The following is a 12,984-nucleotide window of genomic DNA, read 5'->3' on the forward strand; positions in this document are numbered from 1 at the left end:
ACCAACAAAATTAACGTTTTTTTGTCATATTTATTTGACAGTTCCTGAAACAATAGCTATTGGAACACCCAATTTTTGAATTTCACCTCAGTATTTTGTTATTAGTCGTTAATCAATTAACTTTTAAACTTAAATCATGTAAACAAGCCCAAAATCTATATTTGAAGGACATATCATGAAAAAGTCTTTAATCACCCTTGCACTATCAGCTACCATTGCCATGCCTGTTGCAGCAGAACAATTTACTTTCTCTGCCAACAAAACATCTGACGCAGATACCCTAGTGGTATTCAAACACCAAAAACAAAGTAACGACACATTTACAAACTACCCATTCTCTGCTCAACTCGCTGAGGCCATTGAAGCAAATGAATTTACAGGGAAATTTGCGAGCAAACTTGAAGTTTTAGCGCCGCAAAACAGCATCTATAAACGCGTTATCGTAATTGGATTAGGTGAAGATGAGTCGCTTGAGCAAGCTGAATTAACCAAGCTTGGTGGTCAACTTTCTGGCATGTTAGAAAAGAAATACATTGAGAACATTACCGTTGATGCGCCATCATTTGACAGCAACGATGTTGCTCTGCTCGCTCACGGAATTAGCCTTCGCGCTTACCGCTTTGATAAATATCAAAAAGAAAAGCGTGACGAAAAATCTTACACCTTCATTACTAAGCAAACAAAAGAAGCACAAACGCACTATCAGCACTATGCAAATATTGAAAAAGGGGTATTTTTAGCCCGCGATCTAACTTCTGAAGTTGCAACAGAAATGACGCCTGTCGATTTTGCTAATGAAGCTAAGAAATTGAAGAAACTTGGTGTAAAAGTGTCAATTTTAACGCCTAAAGAAATGAAAAAACTGGGTATGGGTGCACTAGAAGCGGTAGGTCGTGGCAGTAGTCAAGGCTCACGATTAGTTATTGCCCATTATAAAGGCAGTGATGACGCGCCAATCGCCCTTGTTGGTAAAGGCATTACGTTTGATTCTGGTGGTTACAGCATCAAAACAGGTTCTTCAATTGCTCGTATGAAATCGGATATGGCTGGCGCTGCAGCTGCACTTGGTACCGTCAAAGCACTTGCCCTAAACGAAGCAAAGGTCAATGTTGTTGCAGTAATGGGCATGGCGGCCAACATGGTATCTGAAACCTCGGTTGCACCTGGCGATGTTGTTCGTACAGCTGCAGGTCACTCTGTTGAAATTTTAAACACTGATGCAGAAGGTCGATTAGTGCTATCTGATGCACTTTGGTATGCCCGAACTGAATACACACCAAAAGTAATGGTGGACATCGCTACTTTAACGGGTTCTAAGGTTCGCGCTGTTGGAAATCGTTATGCCGCTGTTTTTTCTGATGATGATGCACTGGTTGAGTCATTAACAGTTGCTGGTAAACAAGTTAATGAAAATCTATGGCGATTACCACTTGGTTATAAGGACATGTTAAAGAGCCCTATTGCTGATTTTGCCAATATTGGCTCAGGTGGTCCAGGCGCAACAACAGCTGCAACATTCTTACAACAATTCGTCGGTGACACTAAGTGGGCACACATTGATATTGCAGGCAATGCATTAGCTTCTAAAAACAAAGATGAAGTACCTAAAGGTGGCACGGGTTACAGCGTGCGTTTATTAACGCAGTGGATTGAAAACCAATCTAACTAATCGCTCGTCAAAAATTTAAATAAGCAAAGTGGGGATTTCTCACTTTGTTTATTTTGAACCATAATCAGTAAAGCAATTTCTCTCTGTATGAGCTTTATTCTGTGGTTGTAATTCATGTCTTAATTTGGTTTTTAACACTCACTTTTTCGTTCTCGGCTTATTACATTGGCATATTTGATAGAGCCATGGCTGAAGAAACTCTTTGGCTTACTGTATCTATCTCGGTGATGTTGTACTGCTTTCGTCACTACCAAGACAAATTATTACTGTTCGGGTTTTCCCTATATATTTTCGGTCAATTATTCGATGTTCTCGATGGTGTTTCTTTTTTTGCAAACAACCTATTCATCCGTTTTGATACAGGATTCAAAAATCTCGGCTTTATAGTAATTTGTGTATCACTATTTAAACGTGTTTATGAGAAACGAAATTTAATCGCCAGACTAAGCGCAGAAATCGAAAATAGAGTTGCTCTGCAAAGCCAATTAGAATTTGCAGCAATGCACGATGAACTAACAAAAGTTCAAAACCGTAAAGCACTATTTAAAAGGTTAAACACTAATGCTGGTAAATGTGCTGCAATTTTGTATCTTGATTTAGATAAATTTAAACAAGCAAATGATCAGTTTGGCCATGCCACTGGAGACAAAATTCTTGTTGAATTTTCTACCACATTATCCGAACGATTTGGTCATAACAATATTTACCGTCTTGGAGGAGATGAATTTTTAGTGTTACTCGAAAATATGTTATCTCCAAGTGAAGTACACAATGTTGAGCAGGAACTTTCGTTAGACTTAGCTAAATTTAACGTAGGCGTCAGCATTGGCTACAGCGAAATGACAAAAGATAAATCGCCAGATCACGTTATTAATCTGGCAGATATGGCGATGTATCAATGCAAATCAGACAAAAAACGGCTTGCTAGAGTTGCCACGCGTAGCTAAATTTAGTGAAAAATGTACGTTCATTAGCTTTTAAGTGCTGCTCGTCATCTTCAGCATACCCGTTACCTGAGTAGCCTAAATAAAATAACGTTTGTGCATTTATCTTGTAAGAATAAATAAGCTGAGTTGCAAAATCACGCTCTTTGCTAATTGGGTTGATCACCGCTAATGGCGATTCGCCGAACTTACCAACCTCATACTGGACAACTAATCTCAACATACTTTGCATGTTAAATTTCATGTTAACCCTAAAGTCCGTTAAGTTAACTCGAAACGAGAGTGCATCATCTAATTTCATCTCACTATACGTGTGCTCTAATTTGAATTGCAGATGGTCATTGTAATCCCACGACATTCCCGGATTGAAATAAAGTGAATCGCCCAGTTCTGCATTTCTAAAATCAATTCGTTCACCAACACGGCCATAGAAAGTGAACTTTAAATCACCATAGGGTTTGCCTGAAAACCATAAACTGCCCCACTTTTCATCGTAATAACGTGAGATATATTTTGCTTCGCGGGATAAAAAACCGATTTCGGTATTGATGTTGTATACAGCTTCAAGTCCAGCGTATATTTCCACTTCTCGTTCAAGGCGATCACCATCTTGTTGATATGTGATATCAAAATCACCGTTCAACCAATAATCAGTTATGGCAGCACCTTTTGGCATATACCATTGATATCCTGCACCGATTAGGCTCTTGTTGTAACCTGCTTTAGTAATGAAACCAAGATCGCTGCGAAAATCTTTATCGACTTGTTTATAAGATGCAACCAGATCATAAGCTTTGGTATCGCGTTCATATTTTACAGAAAGTGCATGGCCGGTTTGCTGTTTATCTAAAGCAAAATCTGAGACTAATTCATCGGTATTTTCGGTGTCGGAGTATGCAACTTGATAACTAATTTGATCTTGTTCAGATAAATAAGTCGCGCCATCAAACGAAGCTAGGTTGTTATAATAATTTTTACTTCGTCGGCTGGTAACCAACACGCCTAAATTATCGCGTGTTCCATAATCAAGCTGATAGCTGGCAATCGCAGCCTGAGCATCTTCTTTAATTACTGCGAAGTCAGAACCTTGATCGCCTGGCAGAATCACCGCGCTTTGTTGATCATCTGCGTACAGCACACCATAGGTGTGATCACCCGATTTACCAGTGATTTTAGCCCCGACATCAGGATCGGCAATATTTCGGGTATGAACAAAATTAAATAGCTCGGTTTCAAACGTATCGGCACCATCAAGAAAAAACGGACGTTTTTCTGCGTAAAACAGCGCAAAAGTAGTGTTTACATCTAATTGGCCCGCATCGGCTTCCACTTGCGAAAAATCAGGATTAATCGTCGCATTTAACACCGCATCCGATGTTATGCCATAGCGAATATCTAAGCCCAGTTCAATATCATCATCTTGTTTTTGCCAATCGTCGTTTTGGTCTCTCACATCGTTTCTCGATGCTGTTAAAGTTGGAGTTAACTGTAAATTCTTGCTAGGTTTTGCATTTTTAAGACCTGTAATCTTGTCAAACTGGCAGAAGCTGCATTTAATATCATAATCAAACTTTACATTAGAATATTGGTAACGCACTTCTCGCGGCACATTACGGTAAAGTGATAAACCCCACGTTTGATTGCCTTGCGTTAATGGAAATCTGAAAGCAGTAAACGGAATCACCATTTCAACTGTATAACCTTCATCAGTTATATGCGTTTTAGCGTCCCAAATTGCATCCCAAGAGGGATCTTCTTGCCAAGAACCATAATCGGTCATACGTGCATCTGCTTGTGCACCAAGTGCATTAACATAAAACTGATAGCCAGTACGTTCGTCATTAAAGGTGTCTATCATTATTATGACGTTATCGTCATTCCATAAATCATCACGGTCTCGAATAGATGCGCGAATGTCTTGAGGATTATCATCGTATGCCTTAAACGCAACGTATAAATTTTCGCCATCTTCATATAGCCATGCATGGGTTTTTAGTTTGGCTGCAATGCCTTCTACAGGTTCAACTTCCCATGCTAAATCAATAAACGTTGCTTGCTGCCAATGAGGCTCATCTAAGATACCATCGAGTAAAATTGGTTTTTGAATATGTTTAAGTGAGTAATCTTGTTGAGCATAAAGAGAAGCGCTTAACAGCATCGCTATTGCTGCAAAAATCCACGACAAAAGTTTCACAGTGCGTCCTTAGCAAACTTTAAAATTTTGTTAATTTTCTGGTTAACAATTTTAATGCTAAACACGCGATAATGTAAACTCATAATTTTTAATGATTTTTACATTTGTTGCTATAAATAATTTAGATGCATTTGAACGAATTTTCTTGAACTTATAAGGACGAGTGCTTACAGTATTGCCTGTCATTTGGAGCAAATAGAAAAAAGCATGGAACGTACTATCACGAAAGGATTACATCACGTATTTTTGATAATCTTGATCTGTTTCTCTGCCATGGTCACCGCCCTTACCGATGACTTTCTTAGTGAAAAAATTAATGAAATAAAAAAGCTGTCTGAGCTATCCCAACAAATTGATGCTTTTTATCTGTTAAAACAAAACCATAACTTATCAGATGAACAACAAGCCCGTGTCTTACATTTAATAGCTGCAAACTTGGCAAAATCAGGCCAATTAAATGAAGCACTCACACCTCTTAATCAAGCATTAGCTTTAACCAAAAACGACGCAAAAAAAGCAGATATTCACCGATTGATGGGACTTATTTATTTTTATATTGATATCCCCGAAGCAGCCATAAAATACTATAGCCAGTCTTTAATCTATCAACTGTCGCAAAATGAACAGGTAAAAGCAGCTAATCTTGAAAACAATATTGCACTCGCCTACGAAAAAATGAACCAGTACGCCAGAGCACTTGATTACTACCAGCAAGCACAGCCTCGTTACGAAGAGTTTGGTACAGAACAAGATGTGTTAGATATTAAACTTAATCGTGCAGGATTACTTTCTAAATTGGGCCATAATTTTGAAGCCATTTCACTTTATCAGACGTTAATTAACGACCACAGTGACGTGCTTGATGATAACTCTTTAATTCTTGCACACAGTAATCTGGCGGTCGCATTAAACGCAGTAGGTCAACATAAAGAAGCCGTTTCACATCTTAATTCAGCGAAACAATTGCTTCTAAATCAAGACGACAATTATCAACTCGCCTCTGTAGAATTAAACCTCGCTGATAGTCATATTTGGCTGAGTAATTATCATCAAGCCCGTGTGCATATCGTGGAAGCCGCCAATATAAGCGCCCCGCTCAATAACCCAACATTAAATTTTAGTATTGCTTATCACCGCTCTCGTGTTGCTGTTGTTTTGAATGAGCCTGATATAGCGTTAACCCAAATCAATAAAGCGATTGATATTGCAAAACGTTTTAATAACAAACATCAATTACAAAAGGCCTATTCCCAAGCACTTATTATCTATGGCGCTAATAATTTAATTGAAAAAGCATATGCGCTGCGTGAACAACAATACCTGTTAAATAATGAAATCAAACAACAACGTATGAAAGAGTTGTTGGCGAAAGAACAAGCCAAAGATGAACGAACTGATTTACAAGATCGTGTATCACAATTGGAAAAACAAAAACAAATTCAAGACCTAGCAATAGAGAAATCAAAACAACAGAGGATCTTCTTTATTGTTGCGGGGCTTTTGACCGTTTTATTAATTGTTGCAGCACAGCGTCGAGCTCATGAACGAAAAGCCAAAAAGCAACTTGAGGTAATTGTTGATAAGCGCACTGCAGAACTACAGCAAACCAGTGAAGATTTAAGACAAGCAAGTTTAGTTAAGTCAAAATTCCTTGCCAATATGAGCCATGAAATTCGTACACCACTCACGGCAATTATTGGCCATTCTGAGGCCATGAGTAATAGTCATTACGATATGCGCAGCTTTAATAAAGACCTTGGCATCATTAATAATAATGGCAAACATTTACTTGATTTAATAAATGATATTTTAGACATAAGCCGAATTGAAGAAAACAAGCTAGAACTCGATATCAGTACGTTTAACCTTAATTGTTTAATCGATGAAGTGAGTGCCATGTTTAGTACCTTGGCCCATAAAAAAAATATTGAGTTTCAAATTATTAATAGTTTGGATGATGACTTTGCAATACAAGCAGACCAATTTCGCTTAAAACAAATTTTATTAAACTTGTGCTCTAATGCAGTTAAATTTACCGACACAGGCAGCGTTACCCTATCCGTGCGTGAAACCTTTACAGGTGTACGATTTAATGTCATCGATACCGGTATAGGCATGGAAGAAAAACAGTTAGAAGAAATTTTCGATAGCTTTACTCAAGGTGACAGTAGTATAACACGCCGTTTTGGTGGTTCAGGATTAGGGCTTTGTTTATCTGAGCAATTAGCGAATTTAATGAGTGGTTCCATTTCTGTTACCAGTGAAGTGAATAAAGGCAGTGAATTTACGCTTCATTTAAATGTCGAGAAAAGTAAACTGTCAAAACCTACAAATAGATTAAAGCGCGATGATAAGGCTATTTTTGAGGGGAATGTGTTAATCGCGGAAGATCATGAAGATAACCGAGAACTAATTGCTCGCTTACTCAGTCATTTAGGTCTTAATGTAAGTGCCGTTGCAAATGGTAAAGAAGCAGTTGAAGCATGTAAGAATGGACGCTTTGACTTGGTATTATTAGATATTCAAATGCCAATTCTCGATGGCATCGGTGCATTAAAACAGCTTAAATTATCCGGTTTTAAACAACCTATAGTAGCTATCACCGCGAATACCATGCAGCATGAAGTGGCAAGCTACTTAGAACAAGGCTTTGCTGATCACATTAAAAAACCCATTGAACAAGATAATTTCATCTCTACGTTGAAGAAATACGTGAGCTATGACAGTAAAACGCGAAGTCACAAAGCTGTAAATTTTGCTACAACAATTGATAATAGTGATTTAGCAGCTAACTTTATTGCCGGTTTAGCCGATGAAAAGGCCGCATTAAAGTCGCTCTACATGGCGCAAAATTGGGATGAGCTACAAAACGCGCTTCATAAATTACGTGGTGCCGCTGCCATGTTTAACTATCACTCTATTGAAGAAGCTGCTGACTATTTTGAAAAAGCGCTAAAATATAATGATAAAGACGCATACCCTGAAGCATTTGAGGGTATAGACTTTGCTCTGTCTTCACAAGATGAGTAAAAGCGCTCGATTAAACAATTAAACGCTTCAAGTTAAGTCAATAACTAATTCAACCTCGATTAAACACACTAAGAAGTTTATATTTCAGCAAGCTCTTAGCTAATTTTAGTATTTAGTTCGAGACAACAATTCGAGTATTTCTGAAACAACCATATCAGGCTCGTCATTTTGTGGATAATGATAGCTTTTATCTGTTAAAACTATTTTTCCTTGCGGAAATTTATTCACCCAATCTGTGTGAAGTTGCCCCCATAGTTTACGACCTTCATCTGTAAAAAATAACAACGACGGATTTTCGAACTTTTTAATAGATGCGATTACTGTGACTGGAATATTAGGTATTTGTGGGTAATCGGGTAATGGACGTTTTGACCAAAAATCAAGATATTGATTTGACATACCGTTAGCAAGATCATCCAGTTTGACCTGTGCGATTTGTTTTTCAGCCAAGGCTAAATCAATTTTGCGCATAATATCTACATCATGCTCTGATGCGGGTTCAATCAGCATCAGAGCTGATACTTTATCAGGGTACGTTGCTGAAAACCTTCTAGCAATGTACGCTCCATACGAATGCGCGACATAAATAATGGGTTGTTTAATATTTAATGCTTCAAGAACTAAGGCCGCTTCTTGCGCATATTGCTCAGACGAGTAATTTTTGATAAGCGGCGAAGAACCTCCATTACCAATTCGAGAGTAGCGAATTACTTTTGTTTTTTGAGCAATTTTTTCAAAGATTGGATCCCAATCAGATAATCCAGCTGCACCACCCGCTTCTAGAAATACAAGGTGTTTCCCTTTACCCTTAATTTCATATTCAACATCAAAATCCTTCACTTTGACATAGCTTATATCTGCAGACGCATTAAAAGTGAGTGAAGCAATTATAATCATTAATCGCGTTATCATTTGATTTCCTTATACAGTGTAACTAGGTAAAAAAGCGTCAATTCAAGCTCTTTTATCAAAATGAAAATACTAAAAACAGCTTTTCAATATTAATTTTGTTTGAGCTTTAGCACATAACGTTGACACCCTTAAACAATAGTAAGGGTGTAAGCTTGCTTATTACACTTTAAAGCGTGAAATTAAAGCTGAAAGTTCACCTGCCAGTTCACTTAATTGTTTTAACTGTGCTTTATCTTCTATTGCTATTGCATGGAATTGACGAGACAAATCGGCAATTTCAACAGCGGACTCATTAATATGCTGAACCACGCTGTTTTGTTCCTCAGTGGCTGTTGCTATTTGTTGGTTCATATCTTTTACATCAGTGATACACGAATCAATTAGGGCAAGCGTATTTGATGATTCAATCGAGCTATTACTGACGGATTTTGTTGTTTCATAGCCATTCGCCATTGCCCCTAAAACCACTTCAGTTGATTTTTGGAACTGTTCAATCTGACTTCGGATCTGTTGTGTTGACCCTTGTGTTTTACTTGCAAGCGTTCTAACTTCATCCGCGACCACAGCAAAGCCTCTTCCCTGTTCGCCTGCTCGAGCAGCTTCGATTGCTGCATTGAGTGCAAGTAGGTTTGTCTGTTCAGAAATTGCATTAATCACATCAACAATTGAATTAATCGACTCAGCCTGCTCTGCCAAACGTTGAATATCTTGGTGTGCATTTTCAATTACTAAAGTCAACGCTTTCATTTCACTGGCATTAGTATCTATTTGCTGAATACTGTGTTTGGTATTTGCTACCGCTTCTTCACTCGATTTTGCAGTATCTAATGCTAAGTTGGAAACTTCCGCTACGGTTGTTCCCATTTGGGTAATAGCTGAAGCAACTTGTTCGCTTAAGCCATCTTGTTGGTATGAAAGATTGGTGACACTTTCAAATGACTCAACCAAGGTTGTAATATCTGTAACCAATTTAGCTTCAATCTGCTTAAGATTTGAAATCATTGCTTGGTTATTTTCAATCACCGCGTTAAATCCTTTCGCTAGTGTACCTAACTCATCATTGCGAGTGTCATCTAAGCGAATAGTTAAATCACCATCTTGTTTACCCATGGCAAATAACTTATCTGAAATAGCCGCAATATTGTGAGAAATTTTATTTGCTTGTAACACCATAGCTACAATAAAAGCAAAGGCTATCACAATACTGACAGCCACAGTTTTTAGCAGCGCACTCGTAACTTGCTCGGTTGTTTCGGAACTAGGTAACACGGCAACTAACTTTAAACCTGTGCCTTCAAGTTCCTGAGAAGCAACATAATGCTCCACACCATCTAGCTCATTTTTCTCAATAATCGCTTGATAACCATTTGCTGATTTACTGATTAACGATGACAAGTTTTGATATTTTTTAATACTTGAAAACTCGCTGCCAACTAAACGCTCATCTGGGTGAGCGGCGATGCTATTGTCGGACTTAACTAAAAAAACATAGCCCGCTTTGCCAATTTTATTATTTTTAATAATCTCAGTAATTCGGCTAATATCGTATCCAAGGCCTGTTAATCCGAAGGTTTTGCCCTGTGATTCCACTTTCACGTTAACATAGGCAATTAACTTATTGGTTTCTTGGTGAATGGCAACAGCTAACTGTTGTTTGATTGGCTTTTGCATAAAGCTATAAAACCAAGCATCACGGGCATCGCTGCGCGACATGGTTTTTAAAATGCCGTCATTTTGATAATATTTGCCTGTAATATTAGAAACCCAAAACACGACCGCAGCATCATTTTTCGCTTTAATATGCTGAAAATAGCGTTGTATTTCTGGCCACTGAGATGCGCTTTCGCCATCAAATGCCCATTGCGTTAAATAGCTATTTTGTTCCATCGCATGAGCCAGTGCCAGCGGCGTATTTAGCTCCGCACGAATGCTCGCTTCTACTTTACCAAGTAATGCAGGTAAATAAGCTTTATCATTAAATTTTTCAAAAACTTGATTAAACTGAACACTGGTGAACAAAGTTGAAAGTAAAGTACTTAAAACTAATGCACAAGTGATGGTTAAGATTAGCGCGTTTCGAATACTGATATTTAGACGTGTTTTCATACTACTTATTATTATTTTACGAGTTTTGCTCTATCAAAATGTGATAGGTCACATAATTGCGGATAGTAATATAATTGGTACAAAATTTCGAGGGAAAAGATAGGTTTAAACTAACTGATTATGAATAAACCTATGCAATTTTTAATAGAAAATTATTATATTTTTACACTTTAAACTGAGAAATTAGCGAATTTAATTCTGTTGCCAGATTGTTTAACCGTTGCAATTGTTGCTGATCTGCGATCGCAATATCGTTAAATTCTTTCGATAAATCGGCAATTTGTACAGCCGATTCATTAATATGTTGCACAACAACATTTTGTTGTTCAGTGGCTGTGGCAATTTGCTGGTTCATGTCCTTTACCGCGGTGATGCTTGCATCAATAGTAGAAAGTACTTGTGCCGAATTTGTTGATGCCTCACTGACTTTGGCTGTTGTCTCGTTACCTTGCGCAATGGCGTTGAGAACAATCTCTGTAGAACGTTGTAATTTATCGATTTGCCCACGGATCTCTTGTGTTGAACTTTGCGTCTTACTTGCTAACGTTCTTACTTCATCTGCAACAACGGCAAAACCTCTTCCTTGTTCTCCTGCTCTTGCAGCTTCAATTGCAGCATTGAGTGCCAGTAAATTTGTTTGCTCTGAAATTGCATTAATCACATCGACAATTGAGTTTATTGATTCTGCTTGTCCTGCTAAGTCTTGTATATGTTGATAGGCATGCCCCATAACATCGGTCAGTTGGTTCATTGCATCTGAACTTTCATTCATATGGGCAATACTTTGTTGCGTATTGTTAACGGCTTGTTCACTGGTATTAGCGGTATCTAATGCTAAATTTGATACCTCTGAAACCGTAGTGCCCATTTGTGTAATTGCCGAAGCGACTTGTTCACTCAATGCATCCTGATTGGATGACAAACTAGTTACTTGATCAAATGAATCAACCAATGATTGAATATCTTGACCCATTTGCAATTCAATGGTTTTTAATTTGCTCACCATAGATTGATTATTGGCAATTACAGCATTAAACCCGCGTGCTAGCTCACCTAGTTCATCTTGTCGTGATTCATCTAAGCGCAAGGTGAGATCGCCCCCTTGATTTCCCATATCTAGCAGTTTTTTGCTAATACTTGAAATACTTTTTGCTACACGATTGGCAATCCACACCATAATGACGATAAACGCAGCAGCAATCACACAGTTTACGGCGATTGTTTTGACCATTGCAGATGAAATCTTGTTACTCATTTCGCTTGTTGGCATAACTGCGACTAATTGCCAGCCAATATTTTCGAGTGCCAAACTAGCAACAAATGATTCATCACCATCAAGTGGTAATTTAGTTAATTGGGGTGTAGTACTGTTTTCAGTACGGGCTAAAAATTCGCTAATGGTCTGATATTTTTTAACTGACTGATAACTTTTACCTACCAACGATTGATCAGGGTGAGCTGCAATATCACCATCCGATTTCAATAAAAATACGTAACCGGTTTTGCCAATTTTATTTTGACTCACAATTTCAATAATTTTACTAATATCATAGCCAAGACCAGTTAGCCCCATGTCGTTGCCGTTATGGTTAACTTTAACGTTGATAAAAGCGGTTAAACGTTTTGATTTTTGGTCTACATCAACCGCTATTTGTTGGCGCTGTGATGAAGACATAAAATTAAAAAACCATTGGTCGCGTGCAGCTGATGCCGACATTGTTTTTAAAATGCCATCATTTTGATAATACTTTAAACTTTGCTTAGACACCCAAAACACAACCGCAGCATCATTCTTATTTTTAATATTATTAAAATACTGCTGAATATTCGGCCATTCTTTTTCGCTCTCTCCGTTGATAGCCCATTGTCGAAGAAAATCGTTTTGTTCTAATCCACGGGAAAGCGCAATAGGTACATTTAATTCTGCGCGAATACTTGCTTCTACTTTTCCAAGTAAAGCGGGAAAATATTCATTTTCATTAAACTCATCAAACACAGTATTAAATTGAGCACCACTAAATAGCGTTGTGAAGAATGTGGTGAGAATAAGTGCAAGGGTTATCGTTGCGATTAGTGCATTGCGAATACTGATATCTGAAAGTTTCATAACACATCATTTTGATAAACGT

General features: G+C 37.9%; 7 protein-coding genes. 3 read left to right on the forward strand and 4 right to left on the reverse strand.

The genetic code is table 11. The features are described from left to right. Nucleotides 1-175 precede the first annotated feature (175 nt). A complete protein-coding gene (locus OM33_RS19140; protein WP_040135977.1) occupies nt 176-1,669 on the forward strand; it encodes a leucyl aminopeptidase in 1,494 nt (497 codons plus the stop codon). 185 nt (nt 1,670-1,854) lie between these two features. Continuing rightward, the gene (locus OM33_RS19145) at nt 1,855-2,616 is read left to right on the forward strand and encodes a GGDEF domain-containing protein (RefSeq protein ID WP_040135978.1); all 762 of its coding nucleotides are present in this window, start codon (nt 1,855-1,857) and stop codon (nt 2,614-2,616) included. Here OM33_RS19145 and OM33_RS19150 read toward each other — a convergent pair. After that, nucleotides 2,594-4,807, reverse strand: coding sequence for a DUF5916 domain-containing protein (locus OM33_RS19150; RefSeq protein ID WP_040135979.1), 2,214 nt, complete (start codon nt 4,805-4,807; stop codon nt 2,594-2,596). The genes OM33_RS19145 and OM33_RS19150 overlap by 23 nt on opposite strands. Nucleotides 4,808-5,014: 207 nt before the next feature. Between OM33_RS19150 and OM33_RS19155 the strand changes: the two genes are divergently transcribed. Further along, the gene (locus OM33_RS19155) at nt 5,015-7,837 is read left to right on the forward strand and encodes a tetratricopeptide repeat-containing hybrid sensor histidine kinase/response regulator (protein ID WP_040135980.1); all 2,823 of its coding nucleotides are present in this window, start codon (nt 5,015-5,017) and stop codon (nt 7,835-7,837) included. A gap of 105 nt (nt 7,838-7,942) precedes the next feature. On the opposite strand, the gene OM33_RS19160 is transcribed toward OM33_RS19155, so the two are convergent. From OM33_RS19160 to OM33_RS19170, 3 genes are all read right to left on the reverse strand, one after another. Beyond that, nucleotides 7,943-8,749, reverse strand: a complete 807-nt coding sequence (locus OM33_RS19160) for an alpha/beta fold hydrolase (protein WP_040135981.1) — start codon at nt 8,747-8,749, stop codon at nt 7,943-7,945. A gap of 159 nt (nt 8,750-8,908) precedes the next feature. Next, entirely contained in the window at nt 8,909-10,855 is a 1,947-nt protein-coding gene (locus OM33_RS19165) for a methyl-accepting chemotaxis protein (protein WP_040135982.1), read from the reverse strand. Between the two features lie 163 nt (nt 10,856-11,018). Next, on the reverse strand, nt 11,019-12,962 hold the full coding sequence (locus OM33_RS19170; RefSeq protein WP_040135983.1) for a methyl-accepting chemotaxis protein: 1,944 nt from the start codon (nt 12,960-12,962) through the stop codon (nt 11,019-11,021). Nucleotides 12,963-12,984: the final 22 nt, after the last annotated feature.

It is taken from the genome of Pseudoalteromonas piratica, assembly GCF_000788395.1.
GTDB classification, from domain to species: Bacteria; Pseudomonadota; Gammaproteobacteria; order Enterobacterales; family Alteromonadaceae; genus Pseudoalteromonas; species Pseudoalteromonas piratica.

Excerpts from the sequence above, each read along its gene's own strand:
- OM33_RS19140 (WP_040135977.1), top strand. The coding sequence starts at position 176 with ATGAAAAAGTCTTTAATCACCCTTGCACTATCAGCTACCATTGCCATG.
- OM33_RS19145 (WP_040135978.1), top strand. The coding sequence starts at position 1,855 with ATGGCTGAAGAAACTCTTTGGCTTACTGTATCTATCTCGGTGATGTTG.
- OM33_RS19155 (WP_040135980.1), top strand. The coding sequence starts at position 5,015 with ATGGAACGTACTATCACGAAAGGATTACATCACGTATTTTTGATAATC.
- OM33_RS19160 (WP_040135981.1), bottom strand. The coding sequence starts at position 8,749 with ATGATAACGCGATTAATGATTATAATTGCTTCACTCACTTTTAATGCG.
- OM33_RS19165 (WP_040135982.1), bottom strand. The coding sequence starts at position 10,855 with ATGAAAACACGTCTAAATATCAGTATTCGAAACGCGCTAATCTTAACC.
- OM33_RS19170 (WP_040135983.1), bottom strand. The coding sequence starts at position 12,962 with ATGAAACTTTCAGATATCAGTATTCGCAATGCACTAATCGCAACGATA.